The sequence below is a fragment of the Delftia sp. K82 genome (genome assembly GCF_002193035.1).
In the GTDB taxonomy this organism is placed as follows: Bacteria; Pseudomonadota; Gammaproteobacteria; order Burkholderiales; family Burkholderiaceae_C; genus Comamonas; species Comamonas acidovorans.
Window position 1 is genome coordinate 2,941,335 of sequence record NZ_MYFL01000001.1, and the last position, 24,881, is coordinate 2,966,215.

A 24,881-nucleotide genomic window follows, 5' to 3' on the forward strand; every position below is an offset into this window, starting at 1 on the left:
CGGGACGGGCGGGTCCCGCCCCCCCCGCCCACCCCCGTCAACCGGAGACAGCGTTCATGAACGTGATCCATCAGTTCCTCGGCGGCCTGGCTGATCTGGTGCCTCCGCCCCCAAGGGCTCCAAGCGTATCAAGCGGGCCGAAAACCGGCATGGTGTTCAAGCGCTCGGCATCCATTTCGGCGCCGCTGGTGCGGGGGCAGATGCTGATGCCAGTGACCGCGTGGAACTGGCCGGATCCAGTGACTGGCACCATGGCTGACGCGCAGTTTCTCTTTGCAGATACGGTGCCCCAGTCCGCTGCCAATGGCGCGCTGTACCAAGCATCGGGGCGCAGCTTTTCGCAGGGATACAAGACCTTTCTGCAGGTACTCGAAGCCTGCAAATTTCCCTATCAGTCGATGCTTGCAGGCGCCATGCAGAAGATGGCAACGCCTGCGGGCGCCCCTGCATACTCGCCCACTCCGGTGGGATGGACCAAGGTGTACGAGACCGGCTACCTCCAGTGGAAACCGATCTGGACACTGCCCAAGAGTTCGTCGGAGTGGAGCGCAGCAGTGGCTGTCGGCACGATCGCAAACCCCGGCACCTTGCGCTTGAATCTCAACGACACATCCGGCGCAGGGCCGCAGGCTCCGGCTTCCCTGCAGGCCCTGGACGCTTCCGGCCGCGTCCTTGCGCTACCCGCAGCTTCGCTGGAGACGGTCACGATCACCTCTGAATGCTGGGACCAAGTGCCGATCTATCCCGGCAGCTGGTACGACGCCTCGATGGTGGCGCTGGGTCGCGGCCTGGTGCCGGATGCAGGCGTATTCTTCGGGCCTGGCGGCCTGATGGCGTGCCGTGTGTCAACTTTCTACGTCGCGTTGAAGCCCCGCTTCGACTTCACTGCCGCAGCGCCGATACCCGCCTCGCTGCGCCAGACGCTGGATGAAGCTGACACCGTGCAGGCCATGGGTGTGACGGTTCAGCGCGCACGCGGAGACGGACAGCCAAACCAGGCCTTGCGCCTCGTGAACACGGATCCTGCCCCCGTCATCGTGGCCGTGAGCCTTGAAACCTTGGCGTAATCCGTCACGTCCACATCACGTCACTTCACGTCAGACGATTTGCATTGGGCACCCTCAAGGTCGCAAGGCGTGGGCTGCTTGCAATGAAGCAGCAAAGTGCTTGGTGGCCGAATGCGTGGCGGCCCCCACCCTATCGCAAACCTTCCGCCTGCAGCGACTGGCGCACGGCAGGCCGCTCCCGCATCCGCGCGTACCAGGCTGCAAGATGCTCCAGGCCATCAAAGCGAATGCTCGTCTTGTAGACCGACTCCAGCCACGGCGCCTGCCCCCACTGCGTGAGCGCGTACAGATACGCATCGGCCACGGTGAAGCCATCGCCCATCAGGTAGCGCTTGCCGGCAAGTTGCGAATCCACCCAGGCATACCGCTGCTCCAGCTTGGGCCTGGCCGTCTCCACGCCGTACTTTCCCGCCGCCACCGCATACAGCAGCGGGATGAAGCCCTTGTGGATTTCCGAGTTCAGAAAGGCCAGCCACTCCAGCAGCCGATAGCGCTCCAGGCTGCCCTGGGCCGGCGCCAGAAGCGCTGCAGGCCGCAGGTCCGCCAGGTACTGCAGAACGGCGGGCCCTTCCCGCAGCAGGCTGCCGTCGTTCAATTCCAGCAGGGGGACATAGCCAAACGGGCTGAGCGCACGGAAGTCCCTGCCGTCTTCCGTCTGGTGGGTCTTGTGGTCCACCCGGACCAGTTGGAAATCAAGCCCCAGCTCGTTCAGGACAATGTGCGGCGCCAGCGAACAGGCGCCCGGCAGGTAGTACAGCTTCATGCAATTTCTCTGGTGATGGAACAAGGGGTCTGCGCGTTCAGGCACAGCCCCTGGCCAATGTCATGCACCAGGGATAAATCTGGAAGAAGGCAATAAAACTGCCCATAGGTTAAAAAAATATACCTGCCGCCTGCCTATGATGAATGTGCTATGAAATCCAACATCTCCGGATGCTCCGTGGAAGAAGCCATGCGCCTGCTGGGCGGCCGCTGGAGGCTGCTCATCGCCTCCTACCTCATCGACGGCCCCCGGCGCTTCAACGACCTGCGCCGCGACATGCCCGGCATCTCCCAACGCTCCCTCACCCTGGACCTTCGCGCGCTGGAGGAAGCGGGCCTGGTCAAGCGCACGGTCTACCCCACGGCACCGATCAAGGTGGAGTACGAGCTGACGCCCGATGGGGAGCGGCTCAAGCCCGTGGTGGAAGTGATGAAGGAGTTTGGGTTGTGGGTGAAGGGGAAGGCGCCGGACTGAGCGAGGTTCGCCTATAGGTAAGAGTTGATGTCGGCTGGTTATCCGTGTTCGCTGATGGATTCAATCGGTTAACGCAACAAATCTGCGTGAAGCGCAGACGGTGCTGGCGCAACTGCCAGCAGCCTTCGAGCACTTCAACGAGGTGAATGCGCATTCTTCGCTGAAAAAGCGTGCGCCTCGGGGGTTCAGGCGGCAACAGGCAGCGGGAGTTGACCAGGCGCTTTATTGCGAATAGGGCGGGATCGGGAATACGGGGGCAACATCACCAGCATATTTCTGAGGCATGCGTTGAATTGCCTTGCAGTCGCATCTAGTCCCTTCTATGAGAAGACTGACAGATTAAAGCCTTTGGGAAGGAACCGCGGAGCAATCCGGTCGTGCTCTTGTTGGAACTGCACTACCATGGATGGTGCGCGGTGTCACCTGATGGAAATTTATTTTTACTCTATCGTTTGACATGCGCTACCTCGTCCAGTTTCAAGTGACTTACATCGCCTGTACTCGTGATTTCCCACAGCAGGCCGCAAATCAATCACTGTATTTGGCTGGAAGCGCACAAAACGCCAATTTTTGTGTCAAACGAAACACAAAATGCAAGATTATTAATAAACACCGGATAGCTGCAGATAGCACTTCAATCCGTTGTCATCTCTATCCCAAGGCCTAGAAAGAGAAAATCTAATTTTCTTCCCCGAAGGTATGATATATCCCGGGCTTTCAAATCCAACAAATTTCACCCTAACGCCATTACCATCCCTATAATAATCATCTTCTTTAATTAGAGAAGAACCGAGCTTCGCAATTTGCACGCTATTCTTGAGATTCGTTGGAATATTGACATACAACGATTTACCACCTCTTTCCAAATGCCCATCGAATAAATCAGATAGCTTCGAAACTTGATCTGCAAGATCGTCAGTCAATTGCTCCATATCTGCCTCTTCAGGCAATAATTCCGCTGCGTAGACAACTACATCTTCAAGGTGAGGATTGCTTACAGCATCTTTGGCAGCCAATCTTACAGAATATTTCTCGCCAATTGTATATGGCGCGCTCGAAACAAGCGCCCCTCCTTTTTCGTTTAGCAGCCTTACCATTTCTTCATTATTTTCGTCCCATGCTCCCACACATATTCTATCATCCCCCATTTTGGTCCGCGAAAGAATTGTAACCACTGATGAATAGTAAGCTCTGCTCATTGTCATCCCTTTATCTATAAGATTTTCTGGATTTCGTTAAAACATCGAGGCCAAACATGTCGCTAGTAACACCACCATCGGCAAGTCGCCTCAGTACATCCAACTGACTCTCAATGCCACCTTCTTTGGTAATATGAACCATATCGATTCCCACATCTCTTAGTGACTCTCCTATCAATTTTGATCTGTGACAATCGCATGCAGAAATCTCACTGCACATGCAAGCAACCCTCACTCTTTTTTCATGCGCTTTAATTACGCCCGCCAATCCCTTCTTATAAGAATCTCGTTCCGCCACAAGCCGATAGTCGACTCGACCTAAAACGTCATAACAATTTGGATCTTTTGGCCGCCCTCCCAAACTCTCCCCCAAAAACAAATAGCCAATACCATCCAGCCTCAGTGCATCCGCGAGTTTTAATCTATTAAAATGCGGACTAAACCTAGATCTTGGGCTTGATCGAACGTCAATTATGTACTCAATTTCGTATTTTTTCAAAAGTGCAATAAAATCCTCTATTTTTCTCGCACCATGACCAATACTAAACACTGTTACATAAGGAAACTCAATAGAATCTACCATTTGATTCTTTCTTAAAGCTTACAAAAATCATTGCAAGGAAAAGCTCTTTTCATAAAAAATTTTTATTAAAATACGTAAACAAAACTCTCCGTTTTTGCCATTGCACATCCGCACTCAATCAACATAGCTACGTACCACAGCTTCCCCTTGGCACTACATTGATGATATAGCTCAAGTTCAACATCTCTGCTCGCAACTCCAGCAAGACATTGTGAGCAATGTGTGCCGGATGCTCCCGCCCCCTCTAAGTTGTGCGCTCCCAGCAAATCATGATGCATTCTTCAGCTTAGAACAGAAAAAATCCGCCCGCATGACAGTGCTCGCACAGCGCCGCATGTCCGCACAGAACTCCAGCTAGCTGTGAAGCTTCAATAGGTGATGTTGCCCCCCGGATTCCCGACCCCGCCCTATTCGCAATAAAGCGCCTGCTCAGCCCCTGCCGCCTGTTGCCGCCTGAACTCTCGAGGCGACCGCATTTTCAGCGAAGAATGCGGATACACCTCGTTGAAGTGCTCGAAGGCCGCTGGTAGTTGTGCCAGTACCGTCTGCGCGTCACTCAGGTCCATGCGCGCCACATAGTCGCGCTTGAAGGTGTTGACGAAGCTCTCGGCCATGCCGTTGCTCTGCGGGCTGCAGACGGGCGTGTTGATGGGCTTCAGGCCCAGAGCGCGCGCCAGTGCCCTCGTTTCGGCGGCGATGTAGGCACCGCCGTTGTCACTGAGGAACTCCAACTCCTGGCCCTGCGGGACCGCTTCGACCAAGCCGAATCGGCGTTCGACGGCCTCGATGAGCATCTCGCGAACCGGCTCGCCTGGCAGCCCCCTGCCCTCCCATGCACGCCAAGCCACCACCTCACGGTCGCAGCAGTCCTTGGCGAAGGCGGTTGTCACGGTCTGCCCTGAATCGCACTTGATTTCCAGACCATCGGAGCACCAACGCAGGTCGCTATGTAAGACCGCAACCCGGCCTTCATGAGTGCGGGCGGACTGGCGTCGGCGCGACGCCTTGGGCAGCAGTAGAGCGGCTTGTGCCATGACGCGATAGACGCGTTTGGCATTGACCCTCGGGGCGCCCCGTGCCGCACGCTGGCGGTTCACCAAGGCACAGGCACGTCGGTAGCCACCGCTGGGCAAGTCCGCAATTTCCTGGCGCAGTTCGGCGAGCAGCCCTGCATCGTCGCTGGGTGTGCGATGGCTGCAGCCATCGGCCCAGTCTTCACCGCGCCCAAGCAGGTCGCGCACATGCGAGCGCGCCAGCCCCATCGTCCGGCAGACCGTTTTCACTGGTCGTCCTCGGGCAACAAGGGCGAGCGCGCAATCCACTTTTTTTCTGCTGCGTACTCCACGGCTTCCTTGAGGATTTCGTTCTCCAAGGTTTTCTTGCCGAGCACGCGCTGCAGCTTGGCGATTTCCGCGCGGGCAGCCGCCAGCTCGGAGGCCGGCACGACTGCCTCGCCAGCGGAGAAGGCGGTCAAAGCACCTTGGCGTTCGAGCTTGCGCCACTGAAACAGCAGTCCAGCCGAGACGCCTTCCTGCCGAGCAACCAATGACACGCTCATGCCTGGTTCGTAGGTTCGGCGCACCAGCGCCGCCTTCTCTGCGAGAGACCAGCGCCTGCGGCGCTGGTCCTTCACGACTACCTCGATTGACTCCGTATGCCTAGTCATATGCACAGTCCTGTTCCTATCTTCAAAGATAAGCGATAGGACGGGGCCGGGGAATCAGGGGGCTATCTCAGCTTAACCGCCGGGTCTGATTGCCGATACAACACCTCAGCGCGGAAAGTAAGTATCCTTTTGTGTCTGGGTGCGGATTCCTTGTGAGCCGCATCGGCGCAATAGAAGCCAAGGCTTGGAGAAAGTGAGTCGGATGTCACATACTGAAAAATCAGTGTTCCAGGGCGATCTGCCACTGGGCGAAAAACTGGAACGTGCGCGTATGGAATTGCTGGATTTATCAGCACGCAACCGCCTCCTGCACGTCCCCCGCTTCTCCAAGAGTGCGAAGACTATCGATGTCGTTGACGAGAAGTCTGCAGAGATTTTTCGCCTTTTGGTTCGGGAGAACCGCCCCCTCACCTTTCTTCCCGGGCGCCCAGACCGCACTGCTGCGGAAAGCACAGAAGAGAACATCGACGAGACTTACGACGACGGCCTAGGCGACTTCGAATCGCCTGCAATGTCTGAACAGGCCGATGAGGAACAGGAGAACGAGGCTGTGGCCGCACGACACGCCGACACCCGTCTTCAAACTCGAATGACCCCCAAGGGGCTACAAAAGCGGCTGCTAGATCTGTACCACGACGCCCGGACCCTTGAAGAAGAGCAAGGCGTCAACATCCTGTTCTTGGGATTGGGAACTCTGAACTGGGTGGATCCAAACAAGAAGGAGAACATCCGCCACGCGCCACTTGTGTTGGTACCGGTCAGCCTCGAGCGCGGCACGGCGGGCGAACGGTTTCGGCTGCGTTTGCGCCCGGAGGACTTGATCTCCAACCTCTCCCTTGAGGCCTACCTAGACAGGGTGCACACCCTAAAACTGCCAAGCTTTGACGGCGGGGACGAGCTCGATCCAGCAGTCTATTTCGCTGCCGTCGCCGAAGCCGTCTCCAGCAAACCAGATTGGACTGTTGCGGCCGACAATGTCGTCCTCGGCTTTTTCTCGTTCGCCAAGTTTCTTATGTACCGGGATTTGGATCCGGAGAACTGGCCCGCAGATAGTCGACTGACCGATCACGCGACGATCAGAGCGCTCTTGGCAGATGGCTTCGAGCAGGGTGATCCATCGATTTCCGAAGACATATCCATCGACGCGCACATCCAGCCCGCCGAGCTCCTCCACATAGTCGATAGCGACAGCTCCCAAACTCTGGCTGTTCACGACGTTCGAAGGGGAGGAAATCTTGTCATCCAAGGTCCTCCTGGGACGGGCAAGTCGCAAACCATCGCAAACGTCATAGCATCTGCGGTTGCGGACGGAAAAACCGTGCTGTTCGTCGCGGAGAAGATGGCAGCGCTCGAAGTCGTCAAGCGACGACTTGATCAAGCCGGGGTAGGCGATATTTGTCTGGAGCTGCACAGTAATAAGGCCAACAAACGCGGCGTACTGGAGGAGTTGCGACGCACGTGGGAACTTGGGTCGCCACGCGGCGACTTTCCCGATGGCCTTGCCGAAAAGCTCAAGGGCGCGCGCGATCTGCTCAATGGACACGCAGCGCGTATGCACGCTCGCCTGGACCCCTCAGGTATTACAGCATTCCAAGTGATCGGCCATTTGACCCGGTTGCGCCAGTCCGGGCAACCTCCCGTCGACTTTGAACTCGAGACCCCTTCGACCTGGAATTCTGATGAGTTCAACACTCGAGGCCAGCTGGTCAGTGAGTTGGTGCAGCGGATCCAGGACATCGGGCTGCCTGCGGACCACCCTTGGAATGGGGTGGGTCTGCAAGTCATCTTGCCCACGGCTGTCGAAAGACTCTCCCGATCAATCGCAAGCATTGATGAACGGATGGGCGCGCTTCGAGCCGGCCTGGAGATCAGCGCGAAGCGTTTAGACCAACACCGCTTGACTGAACGCTTTGGCAGCATTCAGGAACTCCCTGAACACGCTTGTCAGCTAGCGGCCGCCCCGGACTTCTCGTCAGAGGCCCTGTCGTCGTCGCTCTGGGAAAAGTCGTCAACCGCCCTGCGTGAGCTCTTGCGTCGAGGCGAAATGTTTTCCGCTGAAGATGCTGCCTTATCCACGCTAGTGCAGCCCGGCGCTATGGATGCACGGCTTGAAGGGCTGGAGACTGAGCTTCAGTGCATGCCCGATACGCTGCCAAGCGACGCATATGCGCGGGCACGCCAGCTGAAAGAATTGATCCCCTTACTGCAGACCGAAAGCAGGCGTCTTGGAGCCGACTTGGGGTCGCTAGCCCCTGTAGATACGCTTGCGCAAATTGAAAGGCTAACCGCCACCGCCGAACGGGTAGCAGTTGCACCGGAAGCGAGTCCCGACGCCTTCACGGCCGCCGTTTGGGACCACGGCGTCGAGCAAGCAGCCGACTTGGTAAGCGCAGTTGTGGCTATGGAGAAGACACGCGACTCCGTTGACGGGAAGCTACTGGAAGTTGCATGGACGACCGACGTTCGGGCAGCAAGGCAGACTCTCGCGACGCATACCGGTTTTCTGCGGTACTTGAACGGCACCTGGCGTCAAGCCAACGCCCTGGTGCGTTCGATCGTGACAGATCCAAAGGCACCTGCCTCGGAACTGGTGAGCGTCCTCGACGTCCTCATGCAGGGTCAGGCTGCTGCAGCCAAGGTTCGCGAAGGTGATGCTTTCGGACGGTCAGCCTTTGGACACGACTGGCGAGGTGACCGTTCGCGGAGCGCGCCGATGTTGGCCCTCGTCGAATGGATGCGAACCTTACGTGGCCTAGGCGCCGAGCCAAGACTCATCGCCAGCCGCCTTGAGCAGCGCGCCACAGTCGGCGCTCGAGCGCGACGTGTACGTCAGCTTGTGCAGCAGGTGGCTCCGTTGGTCACTGACTTATGGGATAGCCTGGGCGCCGCAGCCTCCGAGCTTCTGGGCGAAGCTCCTTCTGCAGAACAGGCGCCGCTATCGGCATTTTCCGGCAGGGCAGAGAAGATGGTGTGGTCAGACGACTTACTCCATCAAGTCCTGCTTCAGGTCCCACCAGACAAACCCGCCAAGCTGGCGCTCGCGCGACGCCTCGACTATTGGCAGAAGCTGGCCAAACAGATCGACCGTTACGAGGAGCACGCACGTGCCGCATTCGGGGATGCTTGGTCCGGGCGCCGGTCCGACTGGCCGCGGCTTGTGGCAGGCGCCGAATGGATGGAAGCGCATCCTCATTTGCGTCAAATGGCGGCAAGAACGCCCGATCGGATTCAGCTGGCTGAAGAGGTTCGCCGCCTCGCGCAAGAGGCAAGCAGCCTAGAGTCCGAATTGGCATCCCTCGCCACAGCGCTTGAGGCAGACGCCGTTACGCTCTTCGGCGTTGAGAGCATGAGTGCTGTGTCGCTCGAGGCTGCGCAAGCCCGCATTGCGGCATGGCTCGCAAATACTGAACAGCTGTCCAAGTGGGTGACTTATCGCGACCGATCAGCGAAAGCGCGCACAGCCGGACTTAGCCAACTGGTCGATCGTCTGATCGACGGTCGTGTTTCTGCTGCCGAGGCACGCTCGTCTTTCGAGATGGCTTACTACGAGGCCTTGCTGTCCGAGCTGGCGAAGAACGATCCAGAGATCGGGCGCTTCGACGGTGATCAACATAGCCAGTTGGTCGCCGAATTTGCCACCCTTGACCAGCAACGCATCAAGGCATCAAGCATGGAGGTCGTGCGAGCCCATCATCGCAAGATTCCTGCCCGCGAAGGTGGCATTGGGCCGGTTGGTGTGTTACGCGCCGAGATGGCCCGGCGCCGTGGCCACATGCCTATTCGTCAGCTAATGCAGAAATCCGGGCTTGCGGTTCAGGCTCTCAAGCCTGTCATGATGATGAGCCCACTCTCGGTAGCGCAGTTCCTGACTCCTGGCCGGCTGACCTTCGATCTGTTGGTGATGGATGAGGCAAGCCAGATTCAGCCAGTCGACGCACTTGGCGCCATTGCGCGTTGCAAGCAGGTAGTGGTGGTGGGCGACGAACGTCAACTACCACCGACCAAATTCTTCGCGAAGATGACAGGGTCGCAGCCAGATGATGATGGTGATGATGACACGCCAGTCGCCGACATCGAAAGCATCCTCGGCCTCTTCTCTGCGCGTGGGCTGCCACAGCGAATGCTCCGCTGGCACTACCGCAGTCGACACCAGTCGTTAATAGCAATATCGAACAGCCAGTTCTACGAGAACAAGCTCTACATCGTTCCTAGCCCATATACAAAGGAAGCGGGCATGGGGCTCCGCTTCCATCATGTACCCGAGGGTCGATTCGATTCCGGCGGTACGGGAACAAACGCCATCGAGGCCCGCGCGGTCGCAGAAGCCATCATTCGCCACGCCAAAGGGAATCCGGCGCAGTCGCTTGGCGTGGCCACCTTCTCCGTATCGCAGCGCCGCGCAATACAGGACGAACTTGAAGGACTGCGTCGGCTCAATCCCGACACTGAAGAGTTTTTTCACGCCCACCCCAGTGAGCCGTTCTTCGTCAAGAACCTGGAGAACGTTCAGGGTGACGAACGCGATGTCATCATGATCTCCGTGGGATACGCAAGAAATGCGCAAGGGTACATGGCAATGCGTTTCGGTCCGCTTGGCGCAGACGGCGGAGAGCGCAGGCTGAACGTACTGATCAGCCGTGCCAAGAGGCGCTGCGAGGTTTTTGCCTCCATCACTGATGAGGATATTGACTTGGCTCGCGTCAAGGGCAAGGGGGTCTTTGCCTTCAAGTTGTTCCTGCACTATGCGCGAACAGGTCGCTTGTCCATAGCACAGGCGACTGATCGGGACATGGACAGCATCTTCGAGGAGCAGGTAGCCTCCGCGCTTCAGGCTAAGGGATATCAACTACACCCCCAAGTCGGTATTGCTGGCTTCTTCATCGATCTGGCTGTCGCGGATCCTGAACACCCAGGCCGTTACCTCCTCGGGATTGAATGTGACGGTGCCTCCTATCATTCGGCAAGGTCAGCACGCGATCGAGATCGCCTGCGGCAGGCAGTTCTGGAAGACCACGGCTGGATCATTCATCGGATTTGGAGCACCGATTGGTTCCAGCGGCCTGCGGAACAGCTGGAGCGCACGATTCGCGCGATTGAGGCAGCGAAGATTCAGCTCGACGCACAACTCGAGTTGGCGCAGTCTGCTAGTCGTGCCATTCCAGTGCAGATCGTGACTATTGAGAGGGAAGACGTCACGCAGATTGGCCTAACAGATTATGACGAGGCTTCGACTGGGCGGACATATGTCGAGGCGGAACCTGCACGATCCGGTGCGTACGATCTCCACGAGACTCCTCTTGGAGTAATGGCAGAGCTCGTTGCAAGCGTCGTTCAGGTGGAGTCACCAGTTCATGTAGACGAAGTGACTACGCGTCTTCGAACGGCTTGGGGGCTCCAGCGCACCGGCGCTAGGATCGAAGCCGCAGTGCACCAAGGCATTCAGCGCGCTCAGGCGATGGGACGGATTGAAAAGGAAGACGGGTTCCTCTCAGTACCTGGTGCTCTAGTCACTCTGCGCAATCGTTCTAGTACGCGGTCAGCGGGACTGCGCAAACCAGAAATGATTGCCCCCAAGGAGCTCGCCGCGGGTATTTCAAACGTGGTTTTAGAGAATTTCGGTGCAACGCCGGAAGAGGTTGTCAGCACGATCTCCAGGCAGCTCGGCTTCAAAGCAACCAGTGCCACTTTGCGTAGAACCATCGAGTTAGCGCTCGACGACTTGATCTGCTGCGGGGCGCTTGCTCGCGAGAACAACATGGTTGTCTCTACGCGCCCGACCTCATCAATTATCGAGCCTGAGGGTGTCTAGCGGCCGAACCATGCCGCTCGCACGATGCGGCATTCGATGGGGAAACTGGCTCTGTGGGCCTCTCTTGCCCCTGTCGACGAAACAAGCCTGTCTCTGACCGGCAGATTTCCGTCGCTCAGAAATCTGGAGGGCAGCGTCGACTTCGATGCCGAGATAGCAGACGGTCGACGCTAGCTTGGAGTTGCCAAGTAGCAGCTGCGCAGCGCGGAGATTTTACGTTCTGCGGTGTCGCCTTCGTGCGCCGCATAGAGTGCTTACCGTGGGCGCCTACCGCACTTCCCCACCTGCTACGATCCTCCCGGTGCTCAACACACCTTCATAGGCGGAAGTCACTCCCGAAAGTCAGTGGCATTTCGCCCATACGCTTTGTCTTGCCCTGCAATCCAGGGCAAGTCTTGTTTATGGCCGGGCTGCCCGCCGCTGCATAAAGCCATTGCGGCAAAGACAGACGGGCAACCCTATGACCGTGTTGACATAGGAGGCCATTCATGGCTTTGCGATTCCCCTCCCGTGCCGTCCCTGCAGACGACATCACCCCCCAAACCTTCCACTTCGGCGTCATCCCGATCCGCGCGTTCTCCAAGAACGGCGTGACCTGGTTCCTGGCCAAGGATGTGTGCACTGCCCTGGGAATCTCCCGCCACAAAGTGGCCGCGGGCAAGCTCGATGAAGCCCTGCGCTGCACCGTCCGCCTTGCCAGCGAGCCCGGCCGCAAGCCCAGGCGCGAAGCCGTGGCGGCCGTCAGCGCGGACGGCTTGCATGCACTGATCCAGGCCAGCCCCTCACCTGAGGCCAAGCGCTTCAGGCGCTGGGTGAAGCACAAGGTCCTGGCCAGCATGGATGCATCGGCCAAAGACCGCAAACCCAAGTACAAGGCCAAACATCCGCCCCAAAGCCTGATCCCGGGGCCTGCGCCCAAGGTCTTGCGCCGCATCCGCACCTGCGATGACCTGTCTTTCACACGGCGCAATGCGAAGGGGGAGCGCATTCAGTGGTTTGTGCCGCCGCGCGTGAACAGCGGGCATGAGCACTACGGGATTGGAGAGATATGGTTCAGCGAGGTGGTGGAGCTGGCGCGCCACAACCCCAGACATGCCTATGACGCCATGCGGTTTGCGGGGCCGGAGATGGCGCGGTACTGGAACCATGGGCACCCTGACGGGTTCTTTGACCGCATGGCGCGTTGGGCGCTGGGGGCCATTCTTGCCAATGCGCAGGAGCCCGCGCTGCCGTTCGAGCTGCCCTGCCTGGGCTTTGCGCCGCTGGAGGGCATGGAAGCCATGCTGGCGACTGCGGCTGCGCCCCGGCCGCTGCCGGACCATGTGCAGGAGGCCATCGACAGGCAGGCCTGGCAGGAGGCGGCCGAGTGCCAGCGGCATTACTACGAGCGCCGCCGCCGTGACCTGATGGCGCGGCACGACTGACGCGGGCGTCAAATGCCACTCCTTTACCCCAGGAATGGCCAGCGGCTGGCAGGGCAGTGAACCGAGCAGTGACCCGGGCAGGGACAATGGCGCATATAGCGAGACTCCCATGAAATTGAACCTGCTCACCCTGCACGAAAGTGACCTGGCCACGCTGCCTGATGGTGTGTACATTCGCCGCCTGACCCACCCCATCACCGAGATGTTCATGGCCCTGCTGCCTGCGGTTGAGATCAATGGCAGCAGCAAGATTGCCGTGTTTCTTGGCCCCCAGGGCGAAGCGGAGGCGTTCGACAACGTTCTTGGAGTGACTGCGATTTTTGTTGAGGATTTCGACTTTGCGCATTTTCTGGCGCAGGACCGCGCTGCCCAGAACCAGCAGTTGCTGGAGCTCCTGCGCCAGTGCCTGATGGACATCGCCCATCGCAAGGGGCCGAACCTGCAAGCCGTGCAGGCCATCAACGTGGCAGCGGATGCGGTGGTGCAGCACCAATTCCAGCTGACGCTGCCCATCAAGAAGCTGGGCAAGAGCAGCAGGGACAGAAAGTCCCGGGTGGAAGTGTTCCGGCGCCTTGATTCCGAAGTGGGTGAAGCCTGGTATTGCGAAGTGACCAGGGCAGGCCAGAGGACCCCGCAAAGGCTGTGGATGAGCGATGTGCCCGGTTTCATTGACCGCCGCGACTCTTTCAAGACCGCCGAGATCAGCGGCAACAGCTACATCGTCAAGAGTCGCCTGGGCCGGGTGGTCTTCGAGACTCCGCTGGCATAGCGCCCAACTGCCCTCGCCATTTCCTTTGCTGGAGCGCGCTCAGGGCAAATCGATCTTCAGCCCGCGCCCGGTCTGCACGGCCACGTAGTGCGCATCCTTCAGGGCACGGGCCAGTTCTGGATCGGTCTCGTCGAACTCCTTGACCGCAACGCTGCCGATGGTGATCTGGTGCAGCCTGGAGCGATCCAGGCCCCGGTCCAGCAGCACCGCACGCACGTATTGCAGCTGCTGCGCCAGGTGCTGGAAGACATCGTGCCCTGGCAGGGCCAGGGCACGTTGGGCCACCAGCGCCAGGGCGCGATCGATGTATTCAAGGGACGTCAATGGGATTCAACCGGTTCATGCAGTGGCTGCAGAGCATGCCAGAGCGCCGCGGGCCTGAGAGGGCGGGCCGCTGGAGCCAGGGGCTCCAGGGGCTCCAGGGGCTCCAGGCTCCCCTGGCCTCACGCGGTGGCTCTCAGAAACTGTCCCAGTCGTCATCGGCCGTGGAGGCCATGGCGACGGGCTTGGCGGCGGCCGTTTTTGCCGGGGCCGCCGGGGCTGTGGGCTTGGCCGCAGCAGCGCTGGGCGCCAGCGCCAGGGCACGGTGGATTGCGGCGCTGGTGGTTGGCGCGGCGCTCGCTGCGCGGGCCGCAGTCTGCAGCGGCGCAACATTGCCGCCCGGCAGCCTGAAGACCGAGACCACGCGCACCAGTTGATCGGACTGGTGGCGCAGGCCTGCGGCGGCGCCGGCCATTTCCTCGACCAGGGCCGCGTTCTTCTGCGTGGTCTGGTCAATGTGGGTGATGGCCTCGGCCACCTGGGCGACGCCGCTGTTCTGCTCGGCGCTGGCGTGGCTGATGTCCGAGATGAGCTGGGTGACCTTGCGGATTTCCTCCATGGCCTGCTCCATGGTTTCCCCGGCAAACGCGGCCTCCTGGTTGCCGGTGTGGATTTCGGCAACGCTGTGGCTGATGAGCTGCTTGATTTCCTTGGCGGCCTCGGCGCTGCGGCCCGCCAGGGCGCGCACTTCCTCGGCCACCACGGCAAAGCCCCGGCCATGCTCGCCCGCCCGGGCCGCTTCCACGGCGGCGTTGAGGGCGAGGATGTTGGTCTGGAAGGCAATGGAGTCGATGACGCCGATGATGTCGGCAATCTTCTTGCTGCTGGCGTCTATGCCCTGCATGGTCTGCACGACCTTGCGCACGGCCTGCCCGCCTTCGGTGACGACGCGCTGGGCCTCGCGCGTGATGCGGTCGGCCGATTGCGCGTGGTCTGCGTTGTGGGCCACGGTGGAGCCCAGTTCCTCCATGGCGGCGGCGGTCTGCTCCAGCGCGCTGGCTTCGCTTTCGGTGCGGGCGGCCAGGTCCTGGTTGCCCTGGGCGATTTCCGCGCTGGCCAGGGCCACGCTATGGGCCTGTTCGTTCACGCTGCCGACCACGCGCGTCAGGCCCGTGCTGGTGGTGTTCATGGCTTCCAGCAAGTGGCCGATTTCATCCTGGCGGTCGCTGGCGATGCGCACGGTCAGGTCGCCATCGGCAATGGCGTAGGCCATGTGGCTGGCCTGCTTCAAGGGGCGCACGATCATGCGGCGGATGAGCCAGAACCATGCCGCCGACAGCAGCAGCACGGCGCCCAGGCCCATGAGGGCGAACTGCAGGATCAGGCTGCGGGTCTCGGACACGGCTTCGTCCACGTAGGCGCTGGTGGCAATGACCCAGTTCCAGGGTGCGTATTGGCTGAAGACGACCAGCTTGTCCCGGGCCTGGGTTTCGCCCGGATTGGTCCAGGGATAGGCCATGCTGCCCTGCTTGCGGTCCAGCATTTCGCGGATGAAGAAGCGGCCATCGCCGTCCTTGGAATCGCTCATGTTCTGGCCTTCCAGGGCGGGATGCACGACCAGTTGGCCGCGCTGGGGGCCGTCTTCGGCATTGAGCACGTAGTAGTAGCCGGTCTGGCCCACCTTGAGCGCGCGGATGGAGTCCTTGAAGTGCTCCAGCAGTTGCGAGAAGTCCTGGCCCACAAAGGCGATGCCCACGGTGGCGCCGGAGGCGTCCTTGAGCGGGCGGTATTGCGTCATGTACTGGCGGCCGAACAGGTGGGCCAGGCCCATGTAGCTTTGGCCGGCCTGGATGGCGGCATAGGCGGGATGGGCGCGGTCCAGCCGACTGCCCAGCACGGCCGTGCTCTGGTCGCCTTTCTCGTTTTTGAGCGTGGTGGCAATGCGCACGAAGTCGCCCTGCCCCTGGGCCGCAAACACCGTGGCCACGGCGCCGGTGCTGCGCGTGAAGGCCTGCAGGTGCGCATCGTTGCCGTTGAGCGGCTGGCCGTCCAGGCTCAGCACGGGTTCGCCGCCGCTGGTGTCCAGGCTGAGCGATCCCTGCAGGCTGCGCGCCAGGCTGTCGGCCAGGAACTGGGTGCGCTGGCGCAGCTCCTTGTCGGTGGACTCGACGAAGTTGTGCAGCATCTGGACGCCCTGCTGCATCTCGTTGTGCATTTTTTTCTGCAGGGACTTGCTCACATCCCAGGCGATGCCCAGCACCAGCAGCGCCAGGATGGCGGCGACCCAGACAAAATTGGTGAGTGACAGCTTTGCGCCCAATCCTTGGCGGCGCCAGAAACGTTGACCGATGTGCATTGATGCATCTCCTGTGCGGCGTTGTGCGCCGCTGTTGTGCGCGCACAGGCGGGGAATGCCTGCGTGCCAAGCCATGCTGACCAAAGTCAAGCCCTGGTGATTCATGGGCCGAAGCGTATCGACGCTGCCGCATGCGGGATTTGAGATGGGTCAAGGAAGTAACCAAGTGTTGCAACAACAGCGCCCGGCCATCGCGCCCAGGCTTCGGCCAACGCCCGCCAGAACGGCTGGGGCACAAACAGGCGCATGACAACAATGCCGAGGTGGCGGGCTTTGTCACCGAAGCCGCCAACGTGCGCTACCTGGAGACCGAGCTGGCGTTGGAGGGTGGCGGCATCCACTGCACGACGCAGCAGCAGCCGCGTTGATGCGCGCATACGGCAATAAGAATCGTCTTAACCTTGGCTGCGCAAGGCCGGGCAAGACTGGAGAGCGGTATATCGATCCGTTTTTTCCAGAAATGCAGCCAAAGAGAACGTCCCAGAAACTGTGCGACCCATGCTACGAATTGCTGAGCAATACAAGCCTGTCAACGCCCCACCCCGGACTGAGGTTCCGCTTTTATTCACTGGAGCAGGATGCCAATTTCGTGAACTATGGCTGCGTGCATTGCCAGGCTCCCCTGGCGATGAAGACAAGCCGGCGCGGGGCACTTCTGGGGTTTCGCCTGATGCCGTCCGAGCCGCACTATCGCCTGGGCGAGGGGGACGCCGAGGACGGCGGCCCGGCGCAAGGCCAGCCGCTGGAAGGGTGACCGGCTTGTGCAGCCCGCAGGCCGGTCAGTCGAAGAGATGGTGCTCGGCGCAGAAGGCCGCCAGGTCCTGGTTGCTGTCCACGTTCAGCTTGCGCATGGCGGAGTTCTTCTGGAGGCTGACGGTCTTGACGCTGCGCCGCAGGCGTGCGGCGATTTCGGTGATGGACTCACCATTGGCGAAATGCCTGAGGACTTCGAACTCGCGCGGCGAGAGGCTGTTGGCGCGCTCGGCCAGGAAAACGGACCGCTCCTGCCTGGGCGTGTCGGCCTGGAATGAGGGCGAATAGTAGCGGGCATTGAGGCGGACACACTGCAGCGCCGCCATGATCTGGGTGAGCGGCTCTTCCTTGAGCAGCACACCGGCGACGCCGGCGTCATACAGGGCCGAGATGATCATGGGGTTGGAGACGGTCGTCAGCACCAGCACCTTGATGTCCGGGAAGTGGCGTATCAGATAGTCCACGTAGCGCAGGCCATCGCCATAGACATCGTCGCCCGGCATGGAGTAGTCGGTCAGAACCACGTCCAGCGGGTTCGATCTGGCGTATTGCATCAAGGCCGATGGCGTGCTGAAGGTGGCCACGACCTGGAGATTGGGGTCCTGCTCCAGGAAGTCCTTGACGCCAAGCAGGACCACGGCGTGGTCGTCCACGACAGCAATGCGCAGTTTCAGTTTCATGGGATCGCAAGCAAAGGGTTAGGGCTGGGGCAATTGCGCCATCATGGCGCGAAGGTCGGCCAAGAGGTCGTCCAGCAGGACTGACAGCGCGGCCTGCAGGCCGGGCTCCCGGGTGCCGTTCGGGAGCTGGTCCTCCAGCGACTGGGTGCGCGCGGCAAGCTCGTGCATCCTGGCCAGCAGCAAGGCGCCGCGCATGCGATGCAGCGCCTGCGCGGCCAGGTCGGGCCGGCGCTCATCCAGGCCACGGGCCAGCATTGCGATGTCGTCGTTCATGCACTGCACGAAGACCTGCCGGTGCGTCTGCAGCACGTTGGGCTCCGACATGGCCGCAGGCTGCGGGGTGTCCCCCACCGGGGTACCGTCCTGCTCAGACGCCGGACGGAGCCGCTTTTTCGGCGCGAACTTCTCCAGGGTGCGAACCAGCGTGCGCAACTGGATGGGCTTGACCAGCCAGGCATTCATGCCGGCATTCAGGCAGCGGTTTTCCTCGTCCAGCATGGCATTGGCGGTCACGCCGACGATGGGGCAGGCAACGCCCTCCGCACGCAGCCGCTCCGCCAGTTCGTAGCCGTTGAGGTAGGGCATGTTTACGTCCGTCAGCACCAGATCGTGCGGGCTGATGTCCCACAGCGCCAGCGCCTCCTCCCCGTCGTCGGCGACCGTGACTTCGCAGCCCAGGCTCTCGAGCTGGCCGCGCAGCGTCACCTGGTTGACGGGATTGTCCTCGGCGACCAGCACGCGCAGGTCGAACAGGGGCAGATCGGAGCCGGAGCCGGCCGAGCGCTGTGCGCCGCCGAGCACTTGCGCAATGCCCAAACCGATGCTCATCACGTTGTGCCCATCAATGCCCCGGTTGTCCGGCGAGGAAAGGTTCAGGTGCGGTCCCGTCCATCCGGGCGCGGGGCTGTCCGCCGGCAACAGGACGTCCAGCAGCAGTTCATCCTTGTCTGCGGCCACCGGAGCGGCGCCCGCCGCGCGGGCCTGGCCGCCCCAGCGCTGCAGCCAGGCACAGATGTTGTCCGTCAGTTCCGGGTGGGGAGTGCGCACCGCGATCCGGGCACCCTTGAGCTCGGGCGCCTCCTCCTCCTGCGCGACGGTCTCCAGCCCCAGCTCGAACCAGAACCGGCTGCCCAGGCCGGGCTCGCTCCAGACCTCGATGGAGCTGGACATCATCCGGGCCAGGCTCCAGCAGATGGACAGGCCCAGGCCCGCTCCACGGGCGGTGCGGCTGCTGTTCTTGACGAGATAAAAGGGCGTGAAAAGCTCCCCATGCAGGGATTTCTCTATGCCGACGCCCGTGTCGCTGACTTCGAACACCAGCCGGGCCTGCGAGGCCGTACCCGGCACGCTGCGCAGGCGGACGATCACATGGCCGGCCTCCGTGAACTTGATGGCATTGCTGATGAGATTGCCCAGGATCTGGCGGATGCGCACCGCATCGCCCAGCACCGACTCGGGCACCTGCGCGTCCACGCAGGAAAACAGCAGCAGGCCGTTTTGCTGCGCCATGGCGGCATAGGAGCTGGTGCAGTTTTGCACCAGCTCCCGGGGATTGAACGGGGCCTTTTCCAGTTGCAACTGGCCCGCCTCGATCTTGCTGGTGTCCAGGATGTCGCTGATGATCTGCAGCAAGATGGACGAGGAGGCTTCGATACGGTCCACATACTTGCGCTGCAGCTGCGTGAGCTCGGTCAGGCCCAGCAGCTCCAGCGTGCCCAGCGCGCCATACAGCGGCGTGCGGATCTCGTGGCTCATGGTCGCCAGAAAGGTGGACTTTGCCTCGTTGGCCTCGTCCGCCGCGATTCTTGCCCGCTCCAGATTGCTCTCGATTTCTGCGCGCGCACTGACGTCGGCAAAAACGCACAGCGTCACATCCTGGCCCAGGTAGCGGGTGGGCGCGTAGGCCACGTAAAGCGTTCGGCCTTGCGCGGTGACCAGTTGCTCCATGGTTCCTGCGGCCCTGGCGTGGACAATTTCGTCCAGCGCCGCCCTGTTTTCCGGCGAGCCGGGGCGCAGGTAGCCATCGGCCGAGTGCAGCCACTCCTGCACCAGCGAGTTGCTGAAGATGATCTTTCCACTGCCGTAGGCCACAAGGCAGACAGCCACGGGGGCGGTTTCGATCAGCGTCCTGTTGAATTGATTGCTCTCGACGATGACCCGCTGCGCTTCCTGGGCAGGCGCAATCACCTTGCGGTTGAACCAGCGGGTATAGGCAATACCGGCCAGCAGGCTCAGCAGCAGGGCCAGCACCAGGCCAGCAGAGGGCGCGAACAGCCGGCCCTGGAAAAAGGTGGCGTAGTCCACCTGGTAGTAGCCTGTCCACCGGCCGGAGGCATCCTCGGTCTTGAGGATCAGGCCATTGCGCGTGTACCGCATCCCCGCCTCGTCCACCTGCGGCACCGGACCGGTGCCCATGAGCACGCCGAAATCCCGGTGCTCCAGCCAGAAAAGATGCCTGGGCAAGGTATGGATAGTTCTTTCTATGGCGCTGATGCGCTGGCGGCTGAAAAGGATGGCAGCGTAGATCGGGCTTGTGGCGGCTTCGTCGCCGGCATCGATATGGCTTGAAAAGCCGGCTGCGACCATGCCGATCATCTTTTCCGGGAACTGGGGCGACCGGAACCAGACGATCTCCTGCGCCGGCGCCGTGGAGCCGGCGCCAGGCCGGGCATCGGCGGCCCCGGCCCGCAGATGCGCCTTGACGGCGGCAATCGTGCTGTCGAACATTTCCTGCGTGACGCTCTCGTTGCCGATGGGCACGTCGATGGCCGGCACGCCGATGCTGATCGCCCCGTCCTCCTTGGTGAAGAAGGCAGCGGCTGCCGGGAAGTAGGAGCCCGCCCAGAAGGACGAATAGCCCGCGGCCAGGGAGCTGCCCAGCGAGAAAAGCCGGTCCGGGAGCGTGTCGCAGGCCGCGCGCGCAGAGCATTGCAGTGAAAAGGGAATGCCGCCGATGGCCTCGCGGCCACGGAACATGCGGTAGTCCGCCTGCGCAGGAGCGGGCACGTCGACGATGGTGGCTACTCTCTGGTCCGGCAGCGCTTTCCAGGACTCGTTGCGGCCCTTGAGCCGCCGAAGAAAGATCTCCTGCTCCTGCAGCGAGCCGACGATGGCGGAGAAGTTCAAGGCCAGGCGCCCCTGCTCCTGCTCGAAGATCCTCTCCGAGCCCCACAGCAGCACGGCGATGAGGAAGATCGCAAGGGGAAGCACTCCAAACAGTACCCGGTTCTGCCAGCGTGTGGTGCGTGTGATCTTGCTGAACGGGGAGTCGGGCATGGACGCCTTGCGTGCTTGGGTCAGGTGGGGTTGCCTTGGTGTCGGGGTTCGGATGCCAGCATAAGGGCAAATTCGCTGGCGGGCACCGCGGCGGACAGCAGATATCCCTGCACGCAATCGCAACCGATGCTGCGCAGCAACTCCAGGTCCTGGGTGGTCTCCACCCCTTCCGCCGTCACCGTCAGGCCCAGTTGCCGCCCCAGCTGCACCGACGACGTCAGGGCCGCAGTGCGCACCTCGTCACCTGCGGCGCCGGCCACGAAGGCCCGGTCGATCTTCAATTCGGTGAAGGGCGTGGAGATGAGGCTGTACATCGAGCTGTAACCCCGCCCGTAGTCATCCTGGGCCAGGCCAAAGCCTTTGAGCCGCAAGCGGCTCGCGCACATGTAGTAGTTGGCGGGTATGCCGACGGCCTGGTCCTCCAGCAGCTCGAACGTGATGTTCTCCGCAGCGATGCCGCACCGGGCCGCCATGCCGTGCAACTCATCCGGCAGGCCGATATCGTCCAGCAGCGGTATCGGCAGGTTGACGGACACAGGCACGACATGTCCGGCACTGCGCCAGGCCAGGTGCGCCGACATGGCGTCTTCCATCATCCGCACCAGCAAGGCATGGTCCAGGCCATGGAACCGGATGGCGGACATGAACGAGCCCGGCATCATGAAGCCGAACTGCCGATCGTTCCAGCGCGCCAGCGCTTCCACACCGACGGTGTGGCCCGTGAGCAGGGATTTCTTGGGCTGGAACCAGGCCTGTATGGTTTTCTCCTCCAGCGCCTGGATCAGGTGTGCCTTGGCGAAAATCGGCCGTTCCTTGATGCCTGGAGCGCTTTTCCTCTCGTAGGCACGCAAGGACCTGAGTTGGCTGGCCAGGACCTGGACATGGTCCGCACCGAACGGCTTTTGAAACATCCCGATGACGGAAAAGCCGGACTCCTTGGCCATGAGACTGACACTGTTCATCAACCGGCGCGAGCAGGAGCTGGATATGACGAGCATGGGATGCAGGCCGCGCTGGCTCAGTTCATTGATGAACTGCAGGCCGTCCATGTCGGGCATTTTCAGGTCGGTGATGACGAGGTGGAACCCGCCATCGCGCAGCATTTGCAGGGCATCGCGTGCGTTGCAAGCAATGTGCGTGTCCACGATTCCCGCCTCCATGAGCAGGCTGCGCGTGTGCTCGCAGCACAGGGCGTGGTCGTCAAGAATGAGTACTTTGAATGTCGACAGCATGGGATCAGGTCCTGCATTGCTTGATGTGGTTCAGGGTGGTGCGCAGCACCGCCAACGTGAATGGCTTGCACAGCAGGCTGTCGAAGCCGGCCGGCAGTCCGTCGCCCTGCCCTTGCGCCTGCGTCTGCGCCTGCGTCTGCGTCTGCCCCTGCGGCTGCGCATTGGCCGTCAGCCCGACGATCGGGCGGCCGTAGCCGCGCTTTCTGAGCGCACGCGCCAGGGCCAGGCCGTCCAGCAGCGGCATGTGCAGGTCGGTGAGAACGGCGTCGAATTCGAGCAGGCCGGGCATGGACAGCGCGTCCTGTCCATTGCTGGCCTGCTGGACCTCGCAGCCCAGCACCTGCAGTTGCTCTCGCAGGATGATTCTGTTGATGGGGTTGTCCTCGACGATGAGCACGCTCAGCCCCATCGGCTCGTGGACCTGGGGAACGGCGGCGTACAGGTCAGGGCGCGCGCCCGGCGCAATGCCCTGCTGGGCCATGCCCAGCGCCTGGCCCACGGCCAGCACGCCAGGCATGCTGGTTTCCCACACACGGGCCTGCAGGGTTTCGCGGGGGACCTCGCCCGGCGCCAGCGCCACAACGCATTTGCCCGTCCATTGCGGACGGCGCACCGACCGTGGCCAGGCTTGCACCAGTACCGCCTGTTCATTGGAGCCCTGCACCTGGTCCCGGTAGGGCTGGGCCATGGCGCCCCAATGCCGCAGCCAGGCGCACAGGTTGTGCACGACTTCCGGAATGGCGCCATCCACGTAGACGGTCTGCGGCAACAGACTGGGCACTGCCTCATAGCCTGCCGCGCTCTCGCGCGGCAGGCGCAGCTCGAATGACACGCAGGTCCCCAGTCCCGGCTGGCTGGCGGCCGTCAGCCGCCCGCCCATCTCCTGGCTGAGGCGCAGGCAGATGGACAGTCCCAGGCCCGCGCCCTGGACCTGCTGCTGCGTGGCCGCATGGGCACGGAAGTACGGGTCGAACAGGAAGGGCTGCTGCTCCGGCTCGATGCCGATGCCGGTGTCCTGAACCTGGAACCGCAGGTCGGTGCCTTCCTCGCTGTCGCCCATGACCTGCAGGCGGATGGCCACATGGCCGGAGAACGTGAACTTGATGGCATTGCCCACCAGGTTGTCCAGGATCTGCCGCAGCCGCAAGGCATCGCCCACCAGCAGGGGCGGCGTTTTCACATCGGAGACGGCATACAGCTGCAGCCCCTTTTGCTCGGCACGCGACAGCAGGCCCGCGGCCACGCTGTCGAGCAGTTCGGTGGCCGAGAACGCATGGGCCTCCAGTTGCAGCCGGCCCGCCTCGATGGCCGACAGGTCCAGGCTGTCGTTGACGATGCGCAGCAAGGAGGCCGACGCCTGCTGCATGGCCCCCAGGTAGCGGGTCTGTTCGGAAGGAGCCCTGGACAGCGCCAGCAGCTCCAGCGTTCCCAGGATGCCAAAGAGCGGCGTCCGTATTTCGTGGCTCATGGTGGCCAGAAACTGCGTCTTGGCCTGGCTTGCCGATTCGGCGCGCAGCTTGGCATCGACCAGCGCTGCCTGCGCCTGCCTGAGCGCCGTCACATCGCTGACCAGGCAAAAAACCACCGGCTCGCCTGCGTGGCTGGTGTGCGTGGTGCTGACCTCCACCAGCCGACCGTCTCCCAGCACCAGCTCGCGCCGGCCCTGCTGCGCACCCTCGGCAACGGCATGCTCCAACCACGAAGAATCACTGCACACCCACTGCCGTGCCAGTCCGTTGGACAGCAGCAGGCTGCGATCGCTGCACCGCACCAGCGCCAGGCCCACGGGGGCCGTGTCCAGCAGCTTTCGGCAGAGCGCATCACCGGCGGCGCAGGCGCAGGCGCCTGCCCGGCTCCAGGCCGAAGCCGGCACGCCGCGGCGCAGCCGGCGCACGCACCATGCAAGTGCAGCCATGAAGGCAAGTCCCAGCGACACGGACCCCAGCAGCAGCCAGACATGGGCCCTGACCAGCTGCCGCGCGGGCTCCCAGCGGCCTGCAAGCCATCCGGCGTTGTTCGCGGATTTGCGCAGCAACAGGGATTCGGGAAGCGCCCGGCCTGCCTGCATCAGTGAATGGAGCGGCCCGGGCTGGCCCTGCGCTGCGCTGGCGCGCCACGGCCAGGCATAACCGGCTTGCGTGTGGATGGCTGCGTGCGTGGCCCCCACCGCAGCGTCCAGCAGCAGGAAACATCGGTCCATGAAAAACAACTGAATGTCTCGCACGGGCACATGGCCCAGGCTGCGCGATGGCGTCGCCGGGGCGGTGTCGTCCCTGCCGCCGTGACCGGCACAGGCCAGCATGGCCATGATCGCCAGTGCAAATGCCATCAAATCACGCCGTGCCAGGGGCAGGCACAGCCTGTGTTGTATCGATCTGGAAGAAAACAAGAGAGCTTGAAACTGGCGCATTGCCAAATCTTAGGAATCAAAAGGAGAATTTGGTCTAAGAATTTTCTTAATACTGAAACCTCTTGCACGCCACCTCGCCAAAGAGCGATTTCAAGCATCGATCCGCCATCGGAAAATCGTCAAATCTCTTTGAAGGTGCCATTATTTCTGTCACTTTAA

17 protein-coding genes and 2 pseudogenes are annotated in these 24,881 nt (G+C 61.6%); 8 read left to right on the top strand and 11 right to left on the bottom strand.

Annotation, left to right across the window (positions count from 1 at the left end; translation table 11 throughout):
• Positions 1-56 precede the first annotated feature (56 nt).
• The gene (locus KDK82_RS12960) at positions 57-1,067 is read left to right on the top strand and encodes a hypothetical protein (RefSeq protein ID WP_088165124.1); all 1,011 of its coding nucleotides are present in this window, start codon (positions 57-59) and stop codon (positions 1,065-1,067) included.
• Between the two features lie 130 nt (positions 1,068-1,197).
• Here the strand turns inward: KDK82_RS12960 and gstA are convergent, their stop codons facing one another.
• Positions 1,198-1,830 carry a glutathione transferase GstA gene (gene gstA, locus KDK82_RS12965; RefSeq protein WP_088165125.1) on the bottom strand — a complete coding sequence of 211 codons (633 nt, stop codon included), beginning with the start codon at positions 1,828-1,830 and terminating at the stop codon, positions 1,198-1,200.
• Positions 1,831-1,980: 150 nt separating this feature from the next.
• Between gstA and KDK82_RS12970 the strand changes: the two genes are divergently transcribed.
• Positions 1,981-2,304, top strand: a complete 324-nt coding sequence (locus KDK82_RS12970; protein WP_088165126.1) for a helix-turn-helix domain-containing protein — start codon at positions 1,981-1,983, stop codon at positions 2,302-2,304.
• Positions 2,305-2,383: 79 nt separating this feature from the next.
• A pseudogene (locus KDK82_RS32055) lies at positions 2,384-2,539 on the top strand (IS3 family transposase); the annotation flags it as partial.
• Between the two features lie 367 nt (positions 2,540-2,906).
• Here KDK82_RS32055 and KDK82_RS32060 read toward each other — a convergent pair.
• From KDK82_RS32060 to KDK82_RS12980, 3 genes are all read right to left on the bottom strand, one after another.
• Positions 2,907-3,509: a hypothetical protein gene (locus KDK82_RS32060; RefSeq protein WP_218827077.1), complete on the bottom strand. Its 603-nt coding sequence runs from the start codon at positions 3,507-3,509 to the stop codon at positions 2,907-2,909.
• A gap of 4 nt (positions 3,510-3,513) precedes the next feature.
• Positions 3,514-4,086, bottom strand: coding sequence for a DUF488 family protein (locus KDK82_RS12975; protein WP_088165127.1), 573 nt, complete (start codon positions 4,084-4,086; stop codon positions 3,514-3,516).
• Positions 4,087-4,493: 407 nt separating this feature from the next.
• Positions 4,494-5,752 (bottom strand): IS3 family transposase gene (locus KDK82_RS12980; protein WP_256974474.1). Its coding sequence is split into 2 segments (ribosomal slippage): positions 4,494-5,419 and positions 5,419-5,752, totalling 1,260 coding nucleotides; the frame shifts between segments, so codons are not numbered across the junction.
• 202 nt (positions 5,753-5,954) lie between these two features.
• Here KDK82_RS12980 and KDK82_RS12985 point away from each other — a divergent pair.
• Complete coding sequence (locus tag KDK82_RS12985) at positions 5,955-11,561, top strand: DUF3320 domain-containing protein (protein WP_088165518.1); 5,607 nt, start codon at positions 5,955-5,957, stop codon at positions 11,559-11,561.
• A gap of 105 nt (positions 11,562-11,666) precedes the next feature.
• Here KDK82_RS12985 and KDK82_RS33190 read toward each other — a convergent pair.
• A pseudogene (locus KDK82_RS33190) lies at positions 11,667-11,823 on the bottom strand (integrase); the annotation flags it as partial.
• Between the two features lie 226 nt (positions 11,824-12,049).
• Between KDK82_RS33190 and KDK82_RS12995 the strand changes: the two are divergent.
• Both KDK82_RS12995 and KDK82_RS13000 read left to right on the top strand, forming a co-directional pair.
• On the top strand, positions 12,050-12,985 hold the full coding sequence (locus tag KDK82_RS12995) for a Bro-N domain-containing protein (protein ID WP_088165129.1): 936 nt from the start codon (positions 12,050-12,052) through the stop codon (positions 12,983-12,985).
• A 34-nt stretch (positions 12,986-13,019) separates the two neighbouring features.
• Positions 13,020-13,754 (top strand): hypothetical protein, encoded by a 735-nt coding sequence (locus KDK82_RS13000; RefSeq protein ID WP_256974475.1) that lies wholly within the window; start codon positions 13,020-13,022, stop codon positions 13,752-13,754.
• 39 nt (positions 13,755-13,793) lie between these two features.
• Here KDK82_RS13000 and KDK82_RS13005 read toward each other — a convergent pair whose 3' ends face one another.
• Entirely contained in the window at positions 13,794-14,078 is a 285-nt protein-coding gene (locus tag KDK82_RS13005; protein WP_088165131.1) for an immunity protein Tsi6 family protein, read from the bottom strand.
• A 133-nt stretch (positions 14,079-14,211) separates the two neighbouring features.
• A complete protein-coding gene (locus tag KDK82_RS13010) occupies positions 14,212-16,371 on the bottom strand; it encodes a methyl-accepting chemotaxis protein (protein WP_088165132.1) in 2,160 nt (719 codons plus the stop codon).
• A 131-nt stretch (positions 16,372-16,502) separates the two neighbouring features.
• On the opposite strand from KDK82_RS13010, the gene KDK82_RS32780 reads away from it, so the two are divergent.
• Together KDK82_RS32780 and KDK82_RS13020 are read left to right on the top strand one after the other, a co-directional pair.
• Entirely contained in the window at positions 16,503-16,739 is a 237-nt protein-coding gene (locus tag KDK82_RS32780; RefSeq protein WP_088165133.1) for a hypothetical protein, read from the top strand.
• Positions 16,739-17,125, top strand: a complete 387-nt coding sequence (locus tag KDK82_RS13020) for a hypothetical protein (protein ID WP_256974476.1) — start codon at positions 16,739-16,741, stop codon at positions 17,123-17,125. The genes KDK82_RS32780 and KDK82_RS13020 overlap by 1 nt, the downstream gene beginning before the upstream one ends.
• A gap of 25 nt (positions 17,126-17,150) precedes the next feature.
• Here KDK82_RS13020 and KDK82_RS13025 read toward each other — a convergent pair whose 3' ends face one another.
• From KDK82_RS13025 to KDK82_RS13040, 4 genes are read right to left on the bottom strand one after another with little or no spacing between them, the layout of a single operon-like run.
• A complete protein-coding gene (locus tag KDK82_RS13025) occupies positions 17,151-17,804 on the bottom strand; it encodes a response regulator transcription factor (protein ID WP_047470945.1) in 654 nt (217 codons plus the stop codon).
• Between the two features lie 18 nt (positions 17,805-17,822).
• The gene (locus KDK82_RS13030; protein ID WP_088165135.1) at positions 17,823-21,080 is read right to left on the bottom strand and encodes a hybrid sensor histidine kinase/response regulator; all 3,258 of its coding nucleotides are present in this window, start codon (positions 21,078-21,080) and stop codon (positions 17,823-17,825) included.
• Between the two features lie 20 nt (positions 21,081-21,100).
• Positions 21,101-22,312, bottom strand: coding sequence for an EAL domain-containing response regulator (locus tag KDK82_RS13035; RefSeq protein WP_088165136.1), 1,212 nt, complete (start codon positions 22,310-22,312; stop codon positions 21,101-21,103).
• A gap of 4 nt (positions 22,313-22,316) precedes the next feature.
• Positions 22,317-24,641 (bottom strand): ATP-binding protein, encoded by a 2,325-nt coding sequence (locus KDK82_RS13040; RefSeq protein WP_088165137.1) that lies wholly within the window; start codon positions 24,639-24,641, stop codon positions 22,317-22,319.
• Between the last annotated feature and the right edge of the window lie 240 nt (positions 24,642-24,881).